Below are 23663 nucleotides of genomic sequence, written 5' to 3'. Positions count from 1 at the left end.
CCGCCGTCGAGGGCACCGCCGCCGTCGAGGGCGCCCCGGGCCGGCGACGGTCAGCGGCAGCCGCAGCCGGCCAGCGCGGCGGCGATCCGGTCCAGCGCCGGTTGGGCGGTTTCCTTTCCGCCGGGCACCTGGTCGGTGAGCACCGCAAAGGTGAGCAGCCGGCCGTCGGCCGTGGTGACCAGGCCCGCAATGGCGTGCACGCCGGTCAGCGTGCCGGTCTTGGCCCGTACGGTGCCCGCCCCGGCACCCGTGCCGGGGGCGTTGCGGTAGCGGTCGTCCAGGGTGCCGGACCAGCCGCCCACCGGCAGGCCACCGAAGATGCCGGCCAGCTCCGGATGGTCGGGGCTGGCGGCCAGCCGGACCAGGTCGGTCAGCAGGGACGGGCTGATCCGGTTGCGGCGGGACAGCCCGCTGCCGTCGGAGAGGCTGATCTCGTCGGCGGGCAGGCCCAGCTCGGCCACCTCCGCGTCCATCGCGGCGGCGGCCCCGTCGAACGAGGCCGGCTGGTTGCGGGCCAACGCGACCTGCCGTGCCAGCGCCTCGGCCAACAGATTGTCACTCTCGCTGATCATGACGTCGACCAGCCGGATCAGCGGCGGCGACTGCACCACCCCCAGCTCCGTGCCGGGCGCCGGGGTCGTGCCACCGGCGGCGGCGGCCGGCGCCGTGCCGCGCTTGACGGCGGCGGCCGGTACGCCGAGCAGCCGCGCGAACGAGCGGCCGGCGGCCAGGTCGGGCTCGCTGACCCGCTCGGCGGCGCCCGGCCCGACGCTCGGGTCCCTGCGCGCCCCGTCGGCCATCAACGCGGTCACCGCTCCGCCAGACCCGCCGGTGGGGATGTCGTCGTCCCAACCCGGGCCGTAGACCGGACCGGAGTAGATCGAGCCGTCGACGATGACGCTGGTCGGGGCGGCGCCGCCGAGCGCGGTGCGCACCTGGGCGGCCAGGTCGTCGAGGCGCGCCGCACCCGGGTAGTAGCCCTTCTTGTCGACCGCGAGGGTGGGGTCGCCCCCACCGACGATCACCACCTCGCCGGGGTTGGCGCCGGCCACCGCCCGGGTGGGGATCCGGTACCCGGGGCCACGCGCGGCAAGCACGGTCACCGCCGTCGCCAGTTTGGTCACCGAGGCGGGCACCGTCCCGTCGTCCGCCCCCTTGGCGAACAGCGTGTTGCCGGAGGTCACGTCGGCCACCGAAACGTTCACCCGGTCACCCAGGTCGGCCGCCCCGACCAGCGGGTCCAGCGCGGCGCGTACCCCGTCGGCGCTGGGCAGGGGGGCGTTCGGGTCCGACCCGGCCAGCACGTCCGACGGGTCGGGTTCAGGGGTCGCGCCGGCGGCGGTCGGCGCGGGCCCCGCGTCGTCGCCCAGCCAGCCGGCGACCGGGCCGGGCTGGGTCACGCCGACCCCGACGCCGGCGAGCACCAGCAGCAGTACCACGGCGAGCACCATCGGCAGCCGTCGGCGCGGCGCGGCAGGCGTGGGAAGTGGTTCGGCGCCGGCGGGAGTGGGGGGCGACGCGGCGCCGCCGGGGGCGGGCAGCGCGGAGATCGGCGGATACAGCGGTGGGACGCCGGTCGGGATCGGGATGGTCGACTCGTCGCCGGCCGGCGGGCGCCCCGGGGCCGGGCTGGTCGGGATCGCAGCGCTCCCGCCGGGCGGGGCGCTCGTGGGCCGGTTGCCGTCGAAGGTCGGAAAGCGACCGGTGTTCGGGCCTACGGGAGCCGACCCCGCGGGTGGGCGCCACGGCAGTGGCGGAGGACGCTCGGGAACGTGCTCCGGCGCCGAAGGTGCCGGCTCTGCCGCCCGAGGGAGGTGGGCGTCGGGCACCGGGACCCTGCCGGTGGCACCACCGGAGCCGGATCGTCCGGTACCGCGCGCGGCGCCCCCGTCCGGGCGGTAGTGTGAATCTTCCCTCCCCACGACCCCCTCCTCCCCCAGCGAAAATCGGCTTGGGTGACACTACTTCGGTCCGAAGACTATGCGGCGGCCGGAGTCGGTGGGTGGGCATTCGCCTGTCCCGGGGGGCCGCCAGTGGTTTCCGTTAGCCAGCGTGGGCAGACGAGGGAGCGTGCAGATGGATTTCGACGTGACGGTTGAGATCCCCAAGGGTCACCGGAACAAGTACGAGGTGGACCACGCGACCGGCCGGATCCGGCTGGACCGCACCCTCTTCACGTCCACCCAGTACCCGGCGGACTACGGGTTCATTGAGGGCACGCTGGGCGAGGACGGCGACCCGCTGGACGCCCTGGTGCTGGTCCCCGAGCCGACCTTCCCGGGCTGCCTGATCCGCTGCCGCACCATCGGCATGTTCCGGATGACCGACGAAAAGGGCGGCGACGACAAGGTCCTCTGCGTGCCCTACGAGGACCCCCGCCAGGAGCACCTGCGCGACATCCACCACCTGGGCGAGTTCGACCGGCTGGAGATCCAGCACTTCTTCGAGGTGTACAAGGACCTGGAGCCGGGCAAGTCGGTGGAGGGCGCGACCTGGGTCGGCCGCACCGAGGCCGAGGCTGAGATCCACGCCTCCTACCAGCGGGCGCGGGACGCTGAGGCCCGCGGCGAATCCGCCCACTGACGATCGCTGACGTGCCGGGCCCGGGGGCCGCTCAACCGAGCAGCCCCCGGGCCCGGTCGTACAGGTCGAGCACCGCACAGGCGACCGGCACCACGGCGACCACCAGCGCCGTGTCGGTCAGGTCCGCGATCCGGCCCAGGTACGGCGAGACCGGCCGGCGGGCGTACCCGGTGCCGGCCGCGACGGCCACCAGGGCCAGCGCCGCCCCGCCGAGGACCAGCGCCAGCCGCCCGGCGTCGTCGGCCCGGCCGACCAGCACCGCGCCCAGCACGGCGTAGCCGGCCAGACCGGCGAGCACCGGCGACACCCGGTGCCGCAGCGCCACGAACAGCCGCGCCCGCAGCAGCAGCACGGCCGAGGTCACCGCCACAAGCTCCCGGCCGGCGGTCCCGCCGGCCACCCCGAGCACCGCCGCCGCGGCCACCGCCAGCAGAGCGTGCCCGAGCAGCATCCCGGTGAGCATCTCCTCGGTGCGGGTCACCGCCGCGTGCACCCGGCCCCGGTCCGGCAGGTCCCGGGCCCGCTCCGGCTCCGCAGCGGGGGTGGCGGCCGGCAGGGTGATCGGCGGCAACGGCAGCTTGCCCAGGCGGATGGCCAGCAGCGGGATCGCCCCCACGGCGAAGACCAACGTGCTGAGCAGCACCGCCGCCGTGCCGGCCGGGGTCAGCAGAAGCCCACCGAGCGCCGCCCCGGCCCCGACCAGCCCCACCGTGACGCCGGCCACGAAGACCCGCAGCCGGCTGGCCACCCCGAGCAGCCCGAGCAGCGCGACCAGCAGGAGCGCCACCGAACCGGCCAGCAGTTCGGGCGCGCCGACCCAGCGCACCGGCCCGAACACGCCGACCGGGTCGCCCGAGCCGACCGCGAGGGCGCCGGCCACGAACGCGTACGGCAGGGCGTAGCCGCCGAGCGTCGCCCCGGCGGCGCCGTCGCCGTTGGCCCGGGAGGCGACCGTGCCGGCCACCGTGAGCAGCACCGCCACCACCGCCGCCGCGATCCAGCCGCCCCGGGGCGCCGGACCGCCGGCGAGCAGCGCGAGCAGCCCGACGGCGAGCGGTACCGCGGCGCCGGCCAGACCGGCCACCCGGGTGGCGGTGGGCGACCAGGCGCCGCCGCGGCGGCGGGCGCCGTCGGCGATCGCCTCCACCACGTCGTCGTACTCCAACTCCGGCCAGTGGGCGCGGGCCGGCACCAGGTGCAGCACCTCACCGTCGCGGACCCCCTGTGGCAGCAGCGCCTGAGCGGTCGCCAGCAGCGCTCCGTCAGTCCGGCGCAGCACCCAGCCGCCGTGCCGTTCGCCGTCGTCGGCCAGCCCCTCACCGGCGTGCCGGAGCACGTCGGGCAGCAGCTCGGCCAGGGGCACCTGCTCCGGCAGGGCGACGTCCACCCGCCGTTGCGGAGTGCTGATGGTGACGCGTGCCAGCCCGGTTGTCATCGACTGATCTCCATATCGAGGGGGATCGGAGGCTGCGCGGACGACAGGACTTTACCTACCATGAGCCAGGCTCGGGTTACCCAGCGCTGTCAGGAGGCCGAGTGTCCACCGTCGTCATCAAGCGCCCGCCCCGCCGGCCGGCGCCGGAGATCCCTGCCGGTGAACTGCCGGTCGAGGCGCCACCGGAGATCCCCGCGGTGACCGGTGGGCGGTGGCAGCAGATACTCATGCTGCTGCCCATGCTCGGCGGCACGGTGGCAATGGCGATGATGTTCGGCCGGGGTGGCGGCGCCTACTCGTACGTGGTGGGCGGGATGTTCGGGCTCTCCTCGCTGGCGATGCTGGTGACCTCCTGGGGCAGCGCATCGGGCACGCCCAAGAAGTCCGAGATGATGGCCGCCCGCCGGGAGTACCTGCGCCACCTGGCCACGCTGCGCCGCCGGGTCCGGCAGACCGTCGGGCGGCAGCGAGCCGGGCTCTACTACCGACACCCGGACCCGGGTCGACTGTGGTCGACGGTGGACAGCCACCGGGTCTGGGAGCGGCGCCCCGCCGACCCGGACTTCGCGGTGGTCCGGGTCGCCGTCGGGCCGCAGACGCTGGCCACCCCGCTCGTCCCACCGGTCACCCGACCGCCGGAGGAGCTGGAGCCGATGACCGCCGGCGCGCTGCGCCGCTTCCTGGACACGTACTCCGTGGTGCCGGACCTGCCGGTGGCGCTGTCGCTGCGCAGCTTCGCCCGGGTGTACGTGCGGACCGCCGGCCGCACCGGCGGCGGCCCGCCCACCGGGGGTCCGCCCACCGGTGACCCGGCGGCACAGGCGCTGGTCCGGGCCGTGCTGACCCAGCTGGCCGTCTTCCACGCGCCCGACGAGCTACTGGTGGCGGTCTGCGCCGGGCCGGAACGCCGGGCCGTCTGGGAGTGGGTCAAGTGGCTCCCGCATGCCCACCATCCCGGCCACACCGACGCGCTCGGCCCGGTCCGGCTGGTCACCAGCTCCGCCGCCGAGCTGGAACGGCTGCTCGGAGACGTGCTGACCAGCCGGTCCCGGTTCAGCCCGGCCGGCCCGGCAACCGACGGCCCACACGTGGTGGTGGTCCTCGACGGCGGCGACCTGACCGGCGCCACCGACCTGACCGGCGACGGCGGCATCGACGCGGTCACCGTCCTGGACCTGGACACGCCGCCGCCGCGTCTGCTCGACCGGTACGCGCTGCTGCTGGAGCTGCGCGGCCGGCGGCTGCACTCCTGGTCGCTCGAGGGGCAGGCCGAGGTGGGCACCGCCGACCAGCTCGACCCCGCCGACGCCGAGGCGGTCGCCCGACGGCTGGCGCCACTGCGGCTGGCCGGCGCGGCGCGTGGCCCGGACGCCCCGCTCCAGGCCGAGCTGGGCCTGCCCGAGCTGCTCGGCCTCGGCGACCCGGAGAGCTTCACCGCCGAGCAGGGCTGGGCGCCGCGGTCGGCCCGGGACCGGTTGCGGGTGCCGATCGGGGTGGGCGCCGACGGCGGCGCCATCGAGCTGGACCTCAAGGAGTCCGCGCAGGACGGGATGGGCCCGCACGGCCTGCTCATCGGAGCAACCGGCTCCGGTAAGTCCGAGCTGCTGCGCACGCTGGTGCTGGGGTTGGCCGTCACGCACAGCTCCGAACAGCTCAACTTCGTGCTGGTCGACTTCAAGGGCGGCGCCACCTTCGCCTCGTTCGACCGGCTGCCGCACACCGCCGCCGTGATCACCAACCTGGCCGACGCGCTGCCCCTGGTCGACCGGATGGTGGACGCGATCAATGGCGAGCTGGTCCGCCGCCAGGAGCTGCTGCGGCGGGCCGGCAACTTCGCCAGCGTGCGCGACTACGAGCGGGCCCGCGCGGCCGGCAGCCCGCTGGCACCGCTGCCATCCCTGCTGCTGATCTGCGACGAGTTCTCCGAGCTGCTCTCCGCCAAACCCGACTTCATCGACCTGTTCGTGCAGATCGGCCGGCTGGGCCGGTCACTCGGCGTGCACCTGCTGCTCGCCAGCCAGCGCCTGGAGGAGGGGCGGCTACGGGGGCTCGACACCCACCTGTCGTACCGGATCGGGCTGCGGACCTTCTCCGCCCTGGAGTCCCGGACCGTACTCGGGGTGCCGGACGCGCACGAGCTGCCCCGCTCGCCGGGCCACGGCTACCTGCGCGCCGGCACGGACCCGCTGGCCCGGTTCAGGGCCGCGTACGTCTCCGGCGCGGTCCGTCGCCGGGCCACGCCGGCCGGTGGCACCGCCGGGAGCGGCGCCCGCCTGCTCACGTTCACCACCCACGTCGTGCCGGTGCCCGAGCCGGTCAGCCCGGCCGTGCCCGTCGTGGCCGAGGAGGAGAGCGGCCGGGAGACCCTGCTCGACCTGCTGGTCGACCGGCTCGTCGGGCAGGGCCCGCCCGCGCACCAGGTCTGGCTCCCGCCGCTCGGCCAGCCGCCGGCCCTGGACGACCTGCTCGGCCCGGTCGAGGTGGACCCGGCGCGCGGGCTCACCGTGGGCAACCCGGAGCTGCACGGCGCGCTCGGGGTGCCGGTGGCTATCGTGGACAAGCCGCTGGAGCAGCGCCGGGACCTGCTCTGGCTGACGCTGGACGGCGCCGCCGGGCACGTCGCGGTGGTCGGCGCGCCGCAGAGCGGCAAATCCACCGCGCTGCGCACGCTGATCTGCGCGCTGGCACTCACCCACACCCCCACCGAGGTGCAGGTCTACTGCCTCGACTTCGGCGGCGGAGGGCTGGCCGCGCTGCGCGACCTGCCGCACGTGGGCGGGGTTACCGGCCGCGCCGACCCGACGGCGGTGCGGCGCACCGTCGGCGAGATGACCACCCTGCTGGCCGACCGGGAGCGCCGCTTCGCCGAGCTGGGTGTGGAGTCGATGGTTGCGTACCGGCAGCGCCGGGCCGCGGCGGGGACAGCCGGCCAGCCGGGCGCCGACCCGTTCGGCGACGTGTTCCTGGTGATCGACGGCTGGAGCACGGTGCGTGGCGAGTACGACGACCTGGAGCCACTGGTCACCGAGCTGGCCACCCGGGGCCTGTCGTACGGGCTGCACGTGGTGGCCACGGCGCTGCGCTGGCTGGACTTCCGGCCGGTGATCCGGGACCTGTTCGGCTCCCGGCTGGAGCTGCGCCTCGGCGACCCGGCCGACTCGCTGGTGGCCCGGCGGGCGGCCGCGAACGTGCCGGAGCGGTCCGGTCGGGGGGTGACCGCGGAGGGTCTGCACTTCCTCACCGCGCTACCCCAGCTCGCCGCCGCGAGCGGGGACACCGCCGACCTGGTCAAGCGGGTCGCCGGCAGTTGGGCGGGCCCTCCGGCGCCCCGGGTGCGGCTGCTGCCGCCGGTGCTGCCGTACGCCGAGTTGGACCTCGCCGCGACGACCGGGTTGCGGCTGCCGATCGGCATCGCCGAGGCGGACCTGCGCCCGGTGCTGCTCGACTTCGCCACCGAGCCGCACTTCGTCGTCTTCGGGGACGCGGAGTGCGGCAAGTCGTCGTTCCTACACGCGCTGGCCACCTCGATCACCACTCGGTTCACCCCGGAGCAGGCCCGGGTGATCCTGGTCGACTACCGGCGCAGCCTGCTCGGCGCCATCGAGACACCGCACCTGATCGGCTACGGCACCGCTGCGGCGCACACCGCCGACCTGGTCGAGTCGGCCGCCGGCTACCTGGAGCGGCGGGCTCCGGGGCCGGAGGTCACCCCGCAGCAGCTGCGCGACCGGTCGTGGTGGTCCGGGCCGGAGCTGTTCGTGCTGGTGGACGACTACGACCTGGTGGCGACCGGGCCGGCGAACCCGTTGCGGGCCCTGGAGGAGCACCTGCCGCACGCCCGCGACGTCGGCCTGCACCTGGTGCTGGCCCGCCGCACCGGTGGCGCGGGCCGGGCCCAGTACGAGCCGATCGTGCAGCGACTGCGGGAGCTGTCCACGGCCGGCCTGGTGATGGCGGGCAGCCCGGAGGAGGGCGCGCTTGTCGGACCGGTCCGGCCCGGGCCGCTGCCACCGGGCCGTGGCCGGTTGGTCACCCGGCGGGAGGGCGTACGCCTCGTCCAGCTCGCTCAGCTGCCACCGCCGTGACCTGTCTCCCCGGTTCCTCCCGTGACAGGTGGGGAAACCGGTAATCTCCGATCGTCATGGTTCCGTCGGGATGAATGGCTGAGGATGTGACTGGGGTTCGGCACAGCTGTCCGGCAGCGGCCCGACGGGCAACCGGCCGGACGCTGCTCGGTGTGGTGGCGGCGCTCGCCGTCGTGGCCCCGGCCGCCGCGCCCGTCGCCGCGCCCGCCACCGGCGGACAGCTCGCCGGAGCGCCGGTGGCGTTCGCCCCCGGTGACAGCGTGAGCCGCACCGACCAGGTCCGCGACGAGCAGTGGCAGCTCGACGAGCTGCGCGCCGAGACGGCCTGGCGCAGCTCGACCGGGCGGGGTGTGACCGTCGCGGTGGTCGACTCCGGAGTGGACGCCAGCCATCCCGACCTGGCCGGCCAGGTGCTGCAGGGCGTCGATCTGGTCGGCCCGGACGGGGGCGCCGGCCCGGATCCGGTGGGGCACGGCACCACTGTCGCGGGCCTGATCGCCGGTCGGAAGGATGACAAGCGGGGCGTGGTCGGCCTGGCGCCGGACGCCCGGATCCTGCCGGTGCGCGTGCTCGACGACGAGAACCGCTACGACGACGCGCTGATCGTCGCCCAGGGGGTGCGTTGGGCGGTCGACCACGGCGCCCGCGTGATCAACCTGTCGCTGGGCGGCAGCGGCGACAGCCCCGCCCTGGCCGCGGCGCTGGACTACGCGTTCGCCCGGGACGTGGTGGTCATCGCCTGCACCGGCAACCTGGCCACCTCCAGCAACTCCAAGGTCTGGTATCCGGCCCGCGAGCCGGGCGTGATCGCGGTCGCCGGTCTGGAGCGCAACAGCGACAATCTGTGGTCCGGCTCGATCACCGGGCGGGCGACGGTGCTGACCGCACCCGCCACCGGGCTGGTCGGCGCCAAATCCCCGGACGGGTACTGGCGGGTGCAGGGCACCAGCTTCGCCGCGCCGCTGGTGACCGCCACCGCCGCGCTGGTGCGGTCCCGCTACCCGCTGATGCCCGCCGGCGAGGTGGTCAACCGGCTGCTGGCCACCGCGCGCGACCTCGGCCCGACCGGGCGGGACGACCGCTTCGGGTACGGGGCGGTGGACCCGGTGGCCGCGCTGACCGCAGAGGTCCCGCCGGTGACCGCCAACCCGTTGGACGACCTGACGTCGCCGGGCGTGGTCGGCTTCGGCCCGGCCCCCGGTTCCGCCGACAACGACCCGGTGACCGGCGCCGGCAGCGACCCGCTCGGTCTCACCGCACCCCGGCAGCAGACCCGGTGGACGGCCCGGGCGGCGGGCGCGCAGGCCGATTCGGCGCCGGAGCAGCTGTGGACCGGGGCCGCGCTCCTCGTCGCCCTGATCACCGGCGCGGCGTTGATGGTGCGGCGGTTCCGCCAGCGGACCCGCTGATCACTGCCGGAGCCGTAGGGCTGAGCGCACCGCCGGTGGGGTAGAACGTCCCCATGACCATGCCCGGCCCGCGCACCCTGGTCCGCGCCGACCACGCGTCCTGGCGGCGCCGCCGCCTCGACCCGGACCGTTCGCTGGGCCTGCGGCTGACCCTGGCCGCGACGGCGGCGTTCCTGGTCCTGGTGCCGTTCACGCTGCTCGCCCTGCTGGTGCTCGGGGGCTGGGCGCCGCTGCACCGGCTGGACGCGACGGTCACCGACGCGCTGCACGGCTACGCGCTCGATCACCCGGTCTGGGTCGCGCTGATGCGCATCTGGACCGAGGTGTTCGCACCGATGCCGCTGCGGGCCGCCGCCCTGCTCGTGGTGATCTGGCTGCTGCGCCGGGGAGCCCGCCGGCTGGCCCTGTGGGTGACCACCACCATGGTGGTGGGCGGATCGATCGGCCCGCTGCTCAAACTGCTCGTCGGCCGGGACCGGCCGGACCTGCTCGACCCGGTTGCCCGGGCAGCCGGCTACGCGTTCCCCTCCGGGCACGCGCTGAACGCCATCCTGACAGCCGGGGTGCTGCTGCTGGTGTTCCTGCCGTACGCCGGGCGGGGGCGATGGCGGGTCGCGCTCTGGGTCGCCGCAGTGCTGGTCGCCGTGCTGACCGGCCTGAGCCGGGTGGCGCTCGGCGTGCACTGGGCCAGTGACGTGCTGGGCGGCTGGCTGCTGGGTGCGGCGGTGATCGCGGCGACCACGGCAGCGTTCACCAGCTGGCGGGCGCACACCGGCCTGCGGCCGGTCCAGCCCACTCGCGGAGGCGTCGCGCCGGAGGTCGAGCGGCACCCGGGAGCGACCTGAGGCGTGCCGACGTCGGCCATGCGGGACCGGGGGTGCGGTGGGGCGGGCGAAGCTGCCCACGGCGGGCCGGCCCGCCGAGCCGGCCCGGAGCTGACCCGGGCGGCGATCAGGTGCACTCTCCGGTGCCGACACGCCGGTTGCGTTCCGCGCCGGCCAGGGCCACCGGGCGCGCCTCCGCGGCGGTCACCGCGAAGCCGGTGTTCGGGTCGTCGGCCGCCGCCGCGAAGATGACGCCGAGCACCAGGCCGTTGGCGGAAACCAGCGGACCGCCGGAGTTGCCGCTACGGACCAACGCCCGGATCGTGTAGATCTCCCGGGTGACGTCCCCGGAGGCGTAGATGTCCGGCCCGGTGATCCGGTCGACGTCGCGCACCCGCGCCGACTGGGCGTTGTACGGGCCGTCGAGCGGAAAGCCGAGCACGATGGCGTCCGTACCGCTGCCCGCGTCGCCGGCCGCGAACCGCAGCGACGGGCCGGGCAGCCCGGGTACGAGCAGCACGGCCAGGTCCCGGTCCGGGTCGTAGACCACCACCTCGCCGTCGTACCGGTCGCCGCCCAGCTCCACCGCCACCGAGCGGGTGCCGGCCACCACGTGCGCGTTGGTCATCACCCGGTCGTCGGCGTACACGAAACCGGATCCCTCGATCCGGCGCGAGCAGCCGGGCGCGGACCCGAGCACCTTGACCACCGACCGCTGACCGTTGACCACCACCTGGGAGCCGGCCAGCGCCGGGTCGGGAGGTTCGACCTGCCGGGCCCGGGTCGGTGCGAGGTCACCGAAGACGTCCGGGAAACCATCGGTGTCGACGGTGTCCCGCAACGCGGTGGAGAGCTCGTGGGCCTGCTCCGGCAGGACCTGGTTCACCACGGTGATCAGCGCGCTGTTGCGCACCGAGGCGGCGAGCCAGGGCACCGAGGACGAGCCGAGCGGCACGGCGACCAGCCAGGCGAGCAGGAGCACCGCGAACAGCGAGACGAACGCGCCGCCGACGTCGTCGACCTGCTTGCCGACGTCACTGGTGATCGTCTTGCGCACGTGCGAGCCGAGCCAGCCGGCGAGCGCCTGCCCGACCACGGCCAGCCCGAAGACGGCCACCAGCGAGATCAGCACCCGGATGCCGGGGTCCACGAACTGCCGCGCGAACAGCGGCCCGAGCTGAAGGCCCAGCAGCAGCCCCAGGAAGAAGCCGGAGAGCGACAGGATTCCGATGACGAAGCCCTGGCGGTATCCGCTGATCGCGAACACGAGCATGAGCAGCAGCAGTACGAGATCCACGACGGACACGGGTCCAGCGTACGGGCAGGGCGCCCAGCAGATGACCATCGCTTGCGGAAGGTGACCGCCGGGTCAGTGCAGGGCGGTCTCGTCGGCGTCGTCGGTGCCGGCCGAGGGCGCCGGCGTCGCCCCGGTCGGCGGCAGCTCGACCACCCGGCCACGCGGCCACGGGCGGGCCCAGCCGCCCATCTCCAGCAGGGTGGCCAGCACCCCGGCGGTGAAGCCCCAGACCAGCATGCCGCGCGCCGAGAACGCCGGCCCGATCCAGCCGCTGGGGTGACGGACGCCCAGCCGGTTGGCCGGGTCGACCAGCTCGCTGACCGGCAGCCGGGCCACGTGCGCCACCTCGGCGGGCTCCCGGGGGTGCACCGGGTGCGGGTCGTGCCACCAGGCCAGCACCGGGGTGACCACGAAGTCGCTGACCGGGATCCACAGCTTCGGCAGCTCGGCCAGCACGGTCACGCTCGCCGGGTCGAGGCCGACCTCCTCATTCGCCTCGCGCAGCGCGGTGGCGCGGACGTCGCTGTCCTCGGGGTCGGCCGCGCCGCCGGGGAAGGCCGGCTGACCGGCGTGGTTGCGCAGGGTGGCGGCGCGTTGCAGGACGAGCACGTCGGGGCCGGCGCCGGGCTGCTCGCCGAGCAGCACCAGCACGGCGCTCTCCCGGCCGCCCTCGGCCGGGGTGGTCAGCCGGGTGAAGTCCTCGGCGCGGGCGGTGCCGAGCCGGGCCAGCAACGGGTCGATCCACACCGGCGGGCGGCGGGTCACGCGGGCACCGCCAGACCGAGGTGCTGACGGACCAGTTCGGCGAGTCGGGCGTCGTCGAGCGCCCCGGTGGCGTCGATGTGCCGGATCCGGCCCTGGCCGTCGACGAAGAGGGTCAGCGGGATGGCGTTGCGGTTCAGCGCCCGTTGCAGCGCCTCACCCTGGTCCACCAGGATCGGGAACCGGACGCCGAAGTCCTCGCCGATGGACCGGGCGCCGTTGCGGCTGTCCCGGCTGTTCACCCCGACCACCTGGAGCCGGCCGGCGGCCCGCTCGCTGAGCCGCTGGAAGGCGGGCAGCTCCTTGCGGCACGGCGGGCACCAGGACGCCCACACGTTGATCACCGCCGGCCCGGCCACATCCCGCAACGTGACCGGGGCGCCGCCGGTGAAGCAGGTCAGGGTCAGCTCCGGCAGCGTCTCCCCGCCCGTGGCGGGTGCCGGCGTGCCCGCGCCGGCCGTGGGTGCCGTGCTCAGCGCGGCGCAGTCCCGGAACGGCGACGGACGCTCGGCGGCGGTCGCCCGGGGTGCGGGGGCGTCGTCCGCGGCCGCGGTGCACCCGGCGACGACGAGCAGCAGCAGCGGCAGGACCAGCAGGGCGAGGCGCCGGTTCACGGCACCTCCGCGGCGACCGCCTGGGCGGGCACCAACTCCGGGTCGACGCCGGCGGCCGCCGCGAGGTCGCGCGCCCGGGGCCCCTTGAGCAGCTTGGCGGCGGCGGCCGGCTCGGTCGGCCCGGTGCCGTACGAGGGGCAGAGCTTGGCCAGCGTGCACGCGCCGCAGGCTGGCTTGCGGGCATGGCAGACCCGCCGCCCGTGGAAGATGATCCGGTGCGACAGCATCGTCCAGTCGCGCTTGTCGTACAGCGCGCCGACCGCGTGCTCGATCTTGACCGGGTCGGTCTCGGCGGTCAGCCGCCACCGGTGGACCAGCCGTTGGAAGTGCGTGTCGACGGTGATGCCCGGAACGTCGAAGGCGTTGCCCAGGATGACGTTGGCCGTCTTGCGGCCGATCCCGGGCAGCGTCACCAGGTCGACGAGCCGGCCGGGAACCTGGCCGTCGTACCGGTCGAGGAGGGCCTGACCGAGCTTGAGCAGCGAGTCGGTCTTGTTGCGGTAGAAGCCGGTGGGCCGGATCAGCTCCTCCATCTCGCCCCGGTCCGCGCCGGCGTACGCCGCGGCCGTCGGGTAACGGGCGAAGAGCTTCGGCGTGACCTCGTTGACCTTCTTGTCCGTGCACTGCGCGGAGAGGATGGTGGCGACGGCCAGCTCAAGCGGGGTGGAATGATCCAGCTCACAGTGCGCGTCGGGGTGCGTCTCGGCCAGCGCCCGGCCGATCTTGCGGGCACGGCGTTTGCGCCCGAGGTCGGTCTCGCTGGCACCGGGAGGGCTACTGGTCACGACGGCCAGCCTACGTCGCGCACCGGACGTTCCCGCCGGGTCAACCGCCGGTCGGCGGGGAGATCTTGCCCTGCCCGTCGAACCGGGCGCCGCCCTTCGGGAAGTCGCTGCGGCTCAGCTCGGTGACCAGGCCCAGGCCCCGGTCGTCCGGGTCCATCGTCGGCTTGCCGGCGGAGTTCATGTACGTCGAGGTGAACGTGCCGCCAGACCAGCTGCCGTCCGGTTTGAGCGACACCTTCAGCACCCCGCCCCAGCCGAGCCGGCCGTCGTTGCTCAGCGAGTTGCCTCCACCGGCGAAGTTGCCCAGGCTGTACGCGATCAGCCGGCCCTTGTAGAACTCCATGCCGCGCAGCACGTGCGGCCCGTGCCCGACGATCAGGTCGGCGCCAGCGTCGATCATGGCGTGCGAGAACTTGACCGGATCGCCCCGGTTCTCGCCGAGGAACATCTCGGTGCCCGGCTTGACCCGGGTCTGCCCGGCGCCCTCGCCGCCCATGTGCACCTGCACCACGACCACGTCGGCCATGGTGGCGGCCTTGGCGACCACCGCCTTCGCCTTGCTGATGTCGACCAGGCTGTTCGACCAGACGTACGACGAGAAGCCGGCCACAGCGACCTTGACGCCCTTGACGTCGACCACGGTGATCTGGTCCGGAGCCCCGGTGTGCGCCAGGTCGTACTTCTCCAGCGCATCCTGGGTGTTCTGGTAACCCTTCGGGCCGTAGTCGTAGCCGTGGTTGTTGGCCTGGTTGAGCAGGTCGAAGCCGGCGTCCCGCAGGTGCGCGGCGTACTCGGGCGGGGCCCGGAACTGGAAGCATCGGGTCGAGTTTGCCCCGCACTTCCCGGTGCCGGTGTCCACCGTCAGCGGCTCCTCCAGGTTGCCCATCACCAGGTCGGCCTTGAGCGCCTCGGTGACCGAGGTGAAGAAGCCCTTCCCGCCGGCGGCGGGCAGCCGGTTCGGTGCGTTGCCCATGATGATGTCGCCGGTGGCGGAGAGCGAGATCGCGCCGCCCCCGCCGGAGGCCGACGTGCCGCCGCTGGCCTTCGGGCCGGCCGTCGCCACCGGCGCGCCGGTGCCACCGCCTCCGGCACCAGGCTGCCAGACGGGCCCCTCCCCGGAGTCGGCACAGCCGGCGAGGAACAGGGCGGCCAGCAGCGCCGCGAGGCCGAGGGCGACGCGGCGACGCGGGCGGGGCGTGAGGGGCTCGGGAGCGTACATCGTTCGCGACCCTACCGGTCGTTAAACGCGCCGACGAGGGCCGATCGGTCGGAAGTTCAGCCGGTCAGCTGGTCTGACCAGGGCACGACCGGTCGGTCGCCGCCGGCGAACACCGCGGCGTGCACCGCTCGGGCAAGTGGGGCGCCCCAGGCGGAGCGCGGCCCGCCGTACGCGGCCTCCGGCCCGTCCACCGGGCAGAGCACGGTGACCGAGTCGGTCGGCGTGCCGGTTCCGGGCAGCCCCAGCTCGGTGATCGCCTGGGTCTTCGCCTCGGTCGCGGTGGCCACCGCGTTGACCAGAGCCGAGTCGGCGAGCCGGGCCGGCACGTACACCACGATGTTGACCGTGCCGACCCGTTGGGTGAGCGCGGCCGGGGCCGGCGCGGCGGCCGGCACCGGGATGCCGAGCCCGACCGTCGCCCAGGCCCGAACGCCGGTGTCGGTCCGGGCCACCACCTCGGTCACATCGACACCGGTCAGCAGGCCCACCCCGGGCCCGTCGAGGGTCAGGTCGGTGGCGAGCACGGCCAGGTGCGCGGCCGGGTCGTCCCGGTCGTACGACATGGGCACGGTGGCGTTGAGCACCCAGCGCCGGACGCCGATACCACCCCCCAGCGGGCCGCTGCTGACGGCCCGCAGCGGCCCGTCCGCGCGCCAGACGAGCAGCGGGATGTCCCGCCCATCCTCGGTGCGGCTGGTCAGTGTCGGCTCGCTCAGCACGTCGGGCAGGTTACGCCCACCGATCAAGATTCCAGGGGCGACCTCTGATTCGTGCTCACGTGCGCCTAGACTTGGCGGCGCGCGAGGGGATCAGCGGACGGCGGACCCGGCCGACGGACGGCACGCGCAACCGGAGGTGCGCGATGGACGAGGTACTGGCCCGCAGCGGGATCTTCCAGGGTGTAGACCCGGAGGCTGCCGAGGCGCTCGCCAAGGAGATGGAGACGATCGAGGTCCGCAAGGGCGAGATCGTCTTCAATGAGGGCGAGCCCGGTGACAGCCTCTATATCCTGCTGTCTGGAAAGATCAAGGTTGGGCGCCGCGCGGCGGACGGCCGGCAGAACCTGATCGCGGTGATGGGCCCGTCGGACATGGTCGGTGAGCTGTCGCTCTTCGACCCGGGTCCGCGTACGGCGACCGCCACCGCGGTGACCGACACCCGGCTGGTGCGACTGCGCAAGCAGGCGCTGCGACCGTGGCTGAACAACCGCCCCGAGATCGCCGAGCAGCTGCTCCGGGTGCTCGCCCGGCGGCTGCGCCGGACCAACGACTCGCTCGCCGACCTGATCTTCACGGACGTGCCGGGCCGGGTCGCCAAGAATCTGCTCCAGATGGCCGGCCGGTTCGGCACGCGCGACGGCGGCGTGCTGCGGGTGACCCACGACCTCACCCAGGAGGAGATCGCCCAGCTCGTCGGCGCCTCCCGGGAGACGGTCAACAAGGCGCTGGCCGACTTCGCCTCGCGCGGCTGGCTGCGGCTGGACGGCAAGAGCATCATCATCCTGGACCCGGAGCGCCTGGCCCGCCGCGCCCGCGTCTGAGCAGCACGTCCGTCCCCGCCCGCCGTCGATGACGGTGGGCGGGGACGTCTCGTTGCGGCCTGGTGCTCACCGCTTCCTCCTCTGCCCGGCGCAGAATCGCTGGACGGGGTGCCGGTGCCCGGCGAGGGTGGAGCGATGCTGAACCGAGTTGCCGTCCTGTCCGACATCCACGGGGTACTGCCCGCACTGGAGGCGGTACTGGCCGAGCCGGACGTCGCCGCCGCCGACCTGATCGTGCTCACCGGCGACATCGCCGCCGGCCCGCAACCGGTCGAGGTGCTCGACCTGCTCGCCGGCCTCGGTGACCGGATCTGCTGGGTCGGGGGCAACGCCGACCGCGAGCTGGTCGAGGCCCGCGCCGGCCGGCCCGCCTCGATCGAGGTGTCGAACTGGGCCGCCGACCAGTTGCGCGAGGACCAGGTGGCCCGACTCGCCGCGCTGCCGGCGACGGTGACCCTGGAGATCGACGGCCTCGGCCCGACGCTGTTCTGCCATGCGACGCCCCGCGACGACGAGGAGATCGTGCTCGTCGACTCCCGGATGGCACGCTGGTCGGAGGTGTTCGCCGGCCTCCCGCCGGAGGTCGGAACGGTGGTCTGCGGCCACACCCACATGCCCTTCACCCGCCTGGTCGACCGCCGCCTGGTGGTCAACGCGGGCAGCATCGGCATGCCGTACGGCGGGGCGGGCGCGTGGTGGGTGCTGCTCGGGCCGGGGGTGCAGCTGCGCCGCACCGCATTCGACGTGGACGCGGCCTGCGCCCGGGTGGCAGCGGAGTCGACCTTTCCCGACGCCGCCGCCTGGGCCGACGAGTACCTGCGCTCGCAGCACAGCGACGCCGACGCGCTGGCCGTCTTCGGCCCCCGCGACGGCCGCTGACGCAGCAGCTGGGGGCATGGGTCAGGGTCCCTTTGGAGCTGAATCGTTTGCGACATCAGCCAACGACATCAACGGACGACATCAGCGGGCGACATCAGCGGGCGACATCAGCGGGCGAGATCGACGGATGACTCGTTTGTGACATCAGCTCCACAGCGAGCCAGCACACCGCAACCAACCCCGAGCCGGGCCGCCGCCGTGCCACCGCGTGCCCACAAGAGGGACGCGAGGCCCAGAAAAAGTCAGTCTTGACTGTTTGTTTCGTAGGCCGCAGGCTATGCCCGTGTCCACCGCATCGACCCGTGTCCCTCAGCAGGAGCGCAGTCGGGCCACCCAGGCCCGGCTGCTGGAGGCGACCGTCGACTGCCTGGTCGAGCACGGCTGGTCCGGGACCACCACGACCGTCGTCGCGACCCGGGCCGGCGTCTCGCGGGGCGCCCAGCTGCACCACTACCCCACCAAGGCCGCGCTGGTCACGGCCGCCGTCGCCCACCTGGCCGAACGCCGAGCCGACGAACTGCGCACCGAGGCGGAGGCGTTGCCGGCCGGGCCGCAGCGGCTCGACCGGGTGATCGACCTGCTCGGCGTGGCCTTCACCGGGCCGCTCTTCGTGGCCGCGCTCGAACTCTGGGTCGCCGCCCGCACCGACCGGGAGCTTCGGGACGCCCTGGTCCCTCTGGAGGCGACGGTCGGCCGGGAGATGCACCGGCTCACCGTCGCCCTGCTCGGCGTCGACGAACGCCGCCCCGGCGTCCGGGAGGCGGTGCAGGCCACCCTCGACCTGCTTCGTGGGCTGGGCGTGGCGAACCTGCTCAACGACGACTCCGCCCGGCGTACCGCCCTGCTGACCACCTGGAAGCGCCAGCTCGCCACTCTGCTCACGCCCTGACCGCCGGCCGCACCGGCCCGCACCGACCGGAGGCACCATGGTCGACCTCACCGACCTGCTCACGGACCTGGCCGACGAGTCCGCCGAGCTGGACGCCCTGGTGGCTCCGCTACCGGCCGACGACTGGACTCGGCCGACCCCCGCGCCGGGCTGGAGCATCGGGCACCAGGTCGCCCACCTCGCCTGGACCGACCACGTGGCGCTACTGGCCGCCACCGACGCCGCGGCCTTCTTCGCGACGGTGAGCGCCGCGCCCGAGCCGGCCCGACTGGTCGACCACGGCGCCGAGCAGTTCCTCGCCCCGCCGGCGGAGCTGCTGACCCGCTGGCGCGCCGGCCGGACGGCGCTCGCCGCCGCGCTGGCCGCCGTCCCGACCGGCGAGAAGCTGCCCTGGTACGGCACCCGAATGTCGGCCACCTCAATGGCGACCGCCCGAATCATGGAAACCTGGGCACACGGCGAGGACGTGGCCGACGCGCTCGGCGTCGCCCGCCCCGCCAGCGACCGGCTCCGGCACGTGGCGCACCTCGGCGTTCGTACTCTCGGGCACGGCTTCGCCGCGCACGGCCGACCGGCGCCGACGGCGCCGGTCCGGGTCGAGCTGACCGGACCCGGCGGCGACACCTGGAGCTGGGGTCCAGCGGACGCCGCCGACCGGCTGACCGGCCCGGCCCGGGACTTCTGCCTGCTGGTCACCCAGCGTCGGCACCGCGCGGACCTCGCCCTGCTGGCCACCGGGCCGGTCGGCGACGAATGGCTCGACGTGGCGCAGGCCTTCGCCGGTCCGCCGGGCGCCGGGCGGGAGCCGTCCGCCACGCCGGCCGGTGGGCACGGAGTACGGGCATGATCCGCATCGGCAACGCCTCCGGCTTCTACGGTGACCGGTTCACCGCCTGGCGGGAGATGCTCGACGGCGGCGAGCTGGACGTGCTGACCGGCGACTATCTGGCCGAGCTGACCATGCTGATCCTCGGCCGGGACCGGCTGCGCGACCCCGATCTGGGCTACGCGAAAACCTTCCTGCGCCAGCTGGAGACCTGCCTCGGCACCGCCCTCGAGCGGGGTACGCGGATCGTGACGAACGCCGGTGGGCTCAACCCGGCCGGCCTGGCCGCCGCCATCAACCGGCTCGCCGATCGGCTGGACCTGCCGGTGAAGGTCGGGTACGTCGGGGGCGACGCGATCCAGCGGCCCGACGCGCTGACGGCGAACGCCTACCTGGGCGCGTTCGGGATCGCCGCCTGCCTCGACGGCGGGGCGGACGTGGTGGTCACCGGACGGGTCACCGACGCGTCGCTGGTGGTCGGCCCGGCCATCGCCCGCTACGGGTGGGGCCGCGACGACCTGGACGAGCTGGCCGGGGCGACCGCAGCGGGGCACCTCCTCGAGTGCGGCGCGCAGGTCACCGGGGGCAACTTCAGCTTCTTCACCGAACTGCCCGACGGCGGGCACCGGCCCGGCTTCCCGATCGCCGAGGTGCACCCGGACGGTTCCACGGTGCTCACCAAGCATCCGGGCACCGGCGGTGCGGTCACCGTGGAGACGGTCACCGCCCAGCTGCTCTACGAGGTCGGTGGGCCCGCGTACCTGGGGCCGGACGTGGTGACCCGCCTGGACAGCGTGACGCTGCGCCCGGACGGGCCGGACCGGGTCCGGGTCTCCGGCGTCCGGGGCACGCCTCCGCCGGCCACCCTGAAGGTGGGCGTCAACAACCTCGGTGGCTTCCGCAACTCGATGACGTTCGTGCTCTGCGGGCTGGACATCGAGGCGAAGGCGGCCCTGGTCCAGGGGCAGGTCGAGGAGGCGGTGGGCAAGGACGGGCTGGAGTTCGTGCTGGCCCGGACCGACCATCCGGACGCCACCGACACCGAGGCGGCCAGCGCCCTGCTCCACGTCCACCTGCGCGACAGCGACCGGACGCGGGCCGGCCGGGCGTTCTCGGCCGCCGCGGTGGAGCTGGCGCTCGCCTCGTACCCGGGCTGCACCCTGACCACGCTGCCGGGCGACGCGACACCGTACGGCGTCTTCACCGCCGAGACGGTGCCGCAGGACGCGGTGGAGCACGTGGCCGTACTGCCCTCCGGCGAGCGGGTGCCGATCGCGCCACCACCGACCACGTGTTTGCAGGGGCCCCCTGTACAACAAAATCCGATAACAAGGGGCCCTTCCTTACCTCGAACGCGGCGGGGGGCGCTCGGTGAACTGGTCGGCGCGCGCTCCGGGGACAAGGGCGGGGACGCCAACCTCGGTGTCTGGGCGCGCTCCGACGCCGGGCATGCCTGGCTGCGGCACTGGTTGACGGTTGAACGGCTGGCCGAGCTGCTGCCGGAGACCGCACCGCTGACGGTGCAGCGGTACGAGCTGCCGAACCTGCGCGCGGTCAACTTCGTGATCGGGGGCCTGCTCGGGGCCGGGGTGGCCGCGTCCACCCGGTTCGACCCGCAGGCCAAGGCGCTCGGCGAGCTGCTGCGCTCGCGGATCGTCGACCTGCCGGTCGACGTGCCGAGCGGTCCGGCAACATCGGGCGGGGAGGCGGCGTGAGCATCGTGGACACCCCGGAGCGGCGGCAACTGCGCGAGCTGACCCGGGCCTTCGTGACCCGGGAGGTGCTGCCACACCTGGACGAGTGGGAACGGGCCGGCGAGGTGCCCCGGGCGCTGCACGCCACCGCCGCGAAGCTCGGTCTGCTCGGCATCGGCTTCCCCGAGTCGGTCGGCGGGAGCGGCGGCGACCTGCTCGACTCGATCCTCGTGACCGAGGAGCTGATCCGCTCCGGCGGTTCGTCCGGCCTGGTCGCGGCTCTGTTCACGCACGGCATCGCGTTGCCGCACATGGTCGCGGCATCCGGTGCGCGCACCGGTGGCTCGCTGGGCGGCCGGTTCGGCGGCGCGTCGACGGCCGGTGACGACGACCTGATCGAGCGGTACGTCCGGCCCACGCTGGCCGGAACGATGATCGGGGCGCTGGCGATCACCGAGCCGGATGGCGGTTCGGACGTTGCCGGCATCCGTACCGCCGCACGCCGGGACGGCGACCACTACGTGGTGAACGGGTCGAAGACCTACATCACCAGCGGGCACCGGGCCGACTTCGTGACCACCGCGGTCTGCACCGACTTCCCGGGCAGCGGAGAGCTCAGCCTGCTGGTCATCGACAAGGGCAGTCCCGGGTTCACCGTGGGTCGCCGGCTGGAGAAGCTGGGCTGGCACTGCTCGGACACGGCCGAGCTCTCCTTCGTCGACGTACGGGTGCCGGTGGCCAACCGGATCGGCGCGGAGAACACCGGCTTCCTGGCGATCATGCAGCACTTCGCCGCGGAGCGGCTCTCGCTGGCCACGCAGGCGTACGCCACGGCGCAGCGCTGCGTCGAGCTGGCGGTGCGCTGGTGCCGGGACCGGGAGACCTTCGGCCGCCCGCTGGCCAGCCGGCAGCTGGTCCGGCACCGGCTGGCCGAGATGCACACGCGTGCGGAGGCGGCCCGGTCGTACGTGCACGAGGTGGCCGGTCGGGTGGCGGCCGGCGAGCCGGTCGTGACCGAGGTGGCGATGGCCAAGAACGTCGCGGTGGCCGCCTGCGACCACGTCGTCGACCAGGCGTTGCAGCTGCACGGCGGCTTCGGCTACCTGCGCGACGCCGAGGTGGAGCGGCACTACCGGGACGCCCGGATTCTCGGCATCGGCGGCGGCACCACCGAGATCATGAACGAGATCATCGTGAAAGGCATGGGTCTATGACCACCCTGGACAGCGCGATCGACCCGTCCGCACCCGGGTACGCCGCGAACCGGGCGGCGCTGCTGGACCGGCTGGCCGAGCTGGACGCCGCACTGGACCAGGCGCGGGCCGGCGGCGGAGAGAAGTACATGACCCGGCACCACGCCCGCGGCAAGCTGCTGCCCCGGGAACGGATCGAGCTGCTGGTGGACGCCGACAGCCCCTTCCTGGAGCTGTCGCCGGTCGCCGCCTACGGCACGGACTTCCCGGTCGGGGCCAGCGTGGTCACCGGCATCGGCGTGGTCGAGGGCGTGGAGTGCCTGATCGTCGCCAACGACCCGACGGTCCGCGGCGGTGCGGTCAACCCGTGGTCGCTGGCGAAGACCCGGCGGGCCGGGGAGATCGCGCTGGCCAACCGGCTGCCGATGGTCAATCTGGTCGAGTCGGCCGGTGCGGACCTGCCCACCCAGGCGGAGATCTTCATTCCGGGCGGCCGGGTGTTCCGTGACCTGACCCGGCTCTCGGCGGCGGGCATTCCCACGGTCAGCGTGGTCTTCGGCAACGCCACGGCCGGTGGCGCGTACGTGCCGGGGATGTCCGACCACGTGATCATGACCCGGGACCGGTCGCAGGTCTACCTGGCCGGGCCGCCGCTGGTGAAGATGGCCACCGGCGAGGTCACCGACGACGAGTCGCTGGGTGGCGCGGCGATGCACGCGGGCACGTCCGGGCTCGCCGACTACCTGGCTGAGGACGAGCGGGACGGCATCCGACTGGCCCGGCAGTGCGTCCGGCGGCTGAACTGGCGCAAGCAGGGCCCGCCGCCGCGCACCGCCGTCCCACAGCCACCGAAGTACGACCCGGAGGAGCTGCTCGGCATCGCCAGCGCCGACCTCAAGGTGCCGTTCGACCCACGCGAGGTGCTGGCGCGGATCCTGGACGGCAGTGACTTCGACGAGTTCAAGCCGGCGTACGGTGGCGCGCTGGTCACCGGCTGGGGGGAGCTGCACGGGTACCCGGTGGGCGTGCTGGCCAACGCACGGGGTGTGCTGTTCAGCGAGGAGGCGCAGAAGGCGGCCCAGTTCATCCAGCTCGCCAACGCCGTCGACACCCCGCTGGTCTTTCTCCAGAACACCACCGGCTACATGGTCGGCACCGAGTACGAGCAGCGCGGCATCATCAAGCACGGCGCGTTGATGATCAACGCGGTGTCCAACTCGACGGTGCCGCACCTGACGGTGAACCTGGGTGCCTCCTACGGGGCCGGCAACTACGGCATGTGCGGGCGGGCGTACGAGCCGAGGTTCCTGTTCACCTGGCCGAACGCCAGGTCGGCGGTGATGGGCCCCGCGCAGCTCGCCGGCGTGTTGTCCATCGTGGCGCGGCAGGCCGCCGCCGCCCGCGGGCGCGACTACGACGAGGAGTCCGACGCGGCGATGCGGATGATGGTCGAGCAGCAGATCGAGTCGCAGTCCGGGGCGCTGTTCCTCTCCGGCCGGCTCTACGACGACGGGGTGATCGACCCCCGGGACACCCGGACCGTCCTCGGGCTCTGCCTCTCGGCGATCCACAACGGACCGGTGCAGGGCGCCGACGGCTTCGGCGTCTTCCGGATGTAGCCGGTGAGCG

19 protein-coding genes are annotated in these 23663 nt (G+C 74.1%); 11 read left to right on the top strand and 8 right to left on the bottom strand.

Features of this window, described 5'->3' with window-relative positions:
* Positions 1-50: 50 nt before the first annotated feature.
* Positions 51-1451, bottom strand: a complete 1401-nt coding sequence (gene dacB / locus KBX63_RS16005; protein ID WP_210912038.1) for a D-alanyl-D-alanine carboxypeptidase/D-alanyl-D-alanine-endopeptidase — start codon at positions 1449-1451, stop codon at positions 51-53.
* Between the two features lie 625 nt (positions 1452-2076).
* On the opposite strand from dacB, the gene KBX63_RS16000 reads away from it, so the two are divergent.
* Positions 2077-2583: an inorganic diphosphatase gene (locus KBX63_RS16000; protein ID WP_030489937.1), complete on the top strand. Its 507-nt coding sequence runs from the start codon at positions 2077-2079 to the stop codon at positions 2581-2583.
* A 31-nt stretch (positions 2584-2614) separates the two neighbouring features.
* On the opposite strand, the gene eccD is transcribed toward KBX63_RS16000, so the two are convergent.
* Positions 2615-4018 carry a type VII secretion integral membrane protein EccD gene (gene eccD, locus KBX63_RS15995; protein WP_210912037.1) on the bottom strand — a complete coding sequence of 468 codons (1404 nt, stop codon included), beginning with the start codon at positions 4016-4018 and terminating at the stop codon, positions 2615-2617.
* Between the two features lie 101 nt (positions 4019-4119).
* Here eccD and eccCa point away from each other — a divergent pair, with 101 nt between their 5' ends.
* From eccCa to KBX63_RS15980, 3 genes are all read left to right on the top strand, one after another.
* Positions 4120-8103: a type VII secretion protein EccCa gene (gene eccCa, locus KBX63_RS15990; RefSeq protein WP_210912036.1), complete on the top strand. Its 3984-nt coding sequence runs from the start codon at positions 4120-4122 to the stop codon at positions 8101-8103.
* 74 nt (positions 8104-8177) lie between these two features.
* The gene (gene mycP / locus KBX63_RS15985) at positions 8178-9512 is read left to right on the top strand and encodes a type VII secretion-associated serine protease mycosin (RefSeq protein ID WP_210912035.1); all 1335 of its coding nucleotides are present in this window, start codon (positions 8178-8180) and stop codon (positions 9510-9512) included.
* A 53-nt stretch (positions 9513-9565) separates the two neighbouring features.
* Positions 9566-10357, top strand: coding sequence for a phosphatase PAP2 family protein (locus KBX63_RS15980; RefSeq protein ID WP_210912034.1), 792 nt, complete (start codon positions 9566-9568; stop codon positions 10355-10357).
* A gap of 106 nt (positions 10358-10463) precedes the next feature.
* Here the strand turns inward: KBX63_RS15980 and KBX63_RS15975 are convergent, their stop codons facing one another.
* The 6 genes from KBX63_RS15975 to KBX63_RS15950 all read right to left on the bottom strand — a co-directional run bounded on the left by KBX63_RS15975 (position 10464) and on the right by KBX63_RS15950 (position 15732).
* Complete coding sequence (locus KBX63_RS15975) at positions 10464-11642, bottom strand: MarP family serine protease (protein WP_210912033.1); 1179 nt, start codon at positions 11640-11642, stop codon at positions 10464-10466.
* Between the two features lie 63 nt (positions 11643-11705).
* Complete coding sequence (locus KBX63_RS15970; protein ID WP_210912032.1) at positions 11706-12398, bottom strand: CoA pyrophosphatase; 693 nt, start codon at positions 12396-12398, stop codon at positions 11706-11708.
* Positions 12395-13009, bottom strand: coding sequence for a TlpA disulfide reductase family protein (locus KBX63_RS15965; RefSeq protein WP_210912031.1), 615 nt, complete (start codon positions 13007-13009; stop codon positions 12395-12397). The genes KBX63_RS15970 and KBX63_RS15965 overlap by 4 nt, the downstream gene beginning before the upstream one ends.
* Complete coding sequence (gene nth / locus KBX63_RS15960; protein ID WP_210912030.1) at positions 13006-13794, bottom strand: endonuclease III; 789 nt, start codon at positions 13792-13794, stop codon at positions 13006-13008. Before nth ends, KBX63_RS15965 begins: the two co-directional genes overlap by 4 nt.
* Positions 13795-13834: 40 nt before the next feature.
* Positions 13835-15013 (bottom strand): CapA family protein, encoded by a 1179-nt coding sequence (locus KBX63_RS15955; protein ID WP_210912029.1) that lies wholly within the window; start codon positions 15011-15013, stop codon positions 13835-13837.
* Between the two features lie 56 nt (positions 15014-15069).
* Complete coding sequence (locus KBX63_RS15950; protein ID WP_210912028.1) at positions 15070-15732, bottom strand: adenosylcobinamide amidohydrolase; 663 nt, start codon at positions 15730-15732, stop codon at positions 15070-15072.
* 143 nt (positions 15733-15875) lie between these two features.
* Between KBX63_RS15950 and KBX63_RS15945 the strand changes: the two genes are divergently transcribed.
* The 7 genes from KBX63_RS15945 to KBX63_RS15915 all read left to right on the top strand — a co-directional run bounded on the left by KBX63_RS15945 (position 15876) and on the right by KBX63_RS15915 (position 23653).
* Positions 15876-16553, top strand: coding sequence for a Crp/Fnr family transcriptional regulator (locus KBX63_RS15945; protein ID WP_007466162.1), 678 nt, complete (start codon positions 15876-15878; stop codon positions 16551-16553).
* 135 nt (positions 16554-16688) lie between these two features.
* Positions 16689-17432, top strand: a complete 744-nt coding sequence (locus KBX63_RS15940; RefSeq protein ID WP_210912027.1) for a metallophosphoesterase — start codon at positions 16689-16691, stop codon at positions 17430-17432.
* 283 nt (positions 17433-17715) lie between these two features.
* Positions 17716-18321, top strand: coding sequence for a TetR/AcrR family transcriptional regulator (locus KBX63_RS15935; protein WP_210912026.1), 606 nt, complete (start codon positions 17716-17718; stop codon positions 18319-18321).
* Positions 18322-18358: 37 nt separating this feature from the next.
* Complete coding sequence (locus KBX63_RS15930) at positions 18359-19168, top strand: TIGR03084 family metal-binding protein (RefSeq protein ID WP_210912025.1); 810 nt, start codon at positions 18359-18361, stop codon at positions 19166-19168.
* A complete protein-coding gene (locus KBX63_RS15925) occupies positions 19165-20862 on the top strand; it encodes an acyclic terpene utilization AtuA family protein (protein ID WP_210912024.1) in 1698 nt (565 codons plus the stop codon). The genes KBX63_RS15930 and KBX63_RS15925 overlap by 4 nt, the downstream gene beginning before the upstream one ends.
* Entirely contained in the window at positions 20859-22055 is a 1197-nt protein-coding gene (locus KBX63_RS15920; RefSeq protein ID WP_210912023.1) for an acyl-CoA dehydrogenase family protein, read from the top strand. Before KBX63_RS15925 ends, KBX63_RS15920 begins: the two co-directional genes overlap by 4 nt.
* The gene (locus KBX63_RS15915; protein ID WP_210912022.1) at positions 22052-23653 is read left to right on the top strand and encodes an acyl-CoA carboxylase subunit beta; all 1602 of its coding nucleotides are present in this window, start codon (positions 22052-22054) and stop codon (positions 23651-23653) included. The genes KBX63_RS15920 and KBX63_RS15915 overlap by 4 nt, the downstream gene beginning before the upstream one ends.
* Positions 23654-23663: the final 10 nt, after the last annotated feature.

Source organism: Micromonospora sp. U21, from assembly GCF_018070045.1.
Classification (GTDB): domain Bacteria; phylum Actinomycetota; class Actinomycetes; order Mycobacteriales; family Micromonosporaceae; genus Micromonospora.
The sequence above is the reverse complement of the archived record's forward strand: the minus strand, read 5'-3'. Positions and strand labels throughout refer to the sequence as shown.

Bases quoted from the DNA above. Each gene is read 5' to 3' on its own strand.
- KBX63_RS15955 (WP_210912029.1), bottom strand. From the start codon at position 15,013: ATGTACGCTCCCGAGCCCCTCACGCCCCGCCCGCGTCGCCGCGTCGCC.
- eccD (WP_210912037.1), bottom strand. From the start codon at position 4,018: ATGACAACCGGGCTGGCACGCGTCACCATCAGCACTCCGCAACGGCGG.
- KBX63_RS15945 (WP_007466162.1), top strand. From the start codon at position 15,876: ATGGACGAGGTACTGGCCCGCAGCGGGATCTTCCAGGGTGTAGACCCG.
- mycP (WP_210912035.1), top strand. From the start codon at position 8,178: ATGGCTGAGGATGTGACTGGGGTTCGGCACAGCTGTCCGGCAGCGGCC.
- KBX63_RS15925 (WP_210912024.1), top strand. From the start codon at position 19,165: ATGATCCGCATCGGCAACGCCTCCGGCTTCTACGGTGACCGGTTCACC.
- KBX63_RS15930 (WP_210912025.1), top strand. From the start codon at position 18,359: ATGGTCGACCTCACCGACCTGCTCACGGACCTGGCCGACGAGTCCGCC.
- KBX63_RS15915 (WP_210912022.1), top strand. From the start codon at position 22,052: ATGACCACCCTGGACAGCGCGATCGACCCGTCCGCACCCGGGTACGCC.
- KBX63_RS15940 (WP_210912027.1), top strand. From the start codon at position 16,689: ATGCTGAACCGAGTTGCCGTCCTGTCCGACATCCACGGGGTACTGCCC.
- KBX63_RS15980 (WP_210912034.1), top strand. From the start codon at position 9,566: ATGACCATGCCCGGCCCGCGCACCCTGGTCCGCGCCGACCACGCGTCC.
- dacB (WP_210912038.1), bottom strand. From the start codon at position 1,451: ATGGTGCTCGCCGTGGTACTGCTGCTGGTGCTCGCCGGCGTCGGGGTC.
- KBX63_RS16000 (WP_030489937.1), top strand. From the start codon at position 2,077: ATGGATTTCGACGTGACGGTTGAGATCCCCAAGGGTCACCGGAACAAG.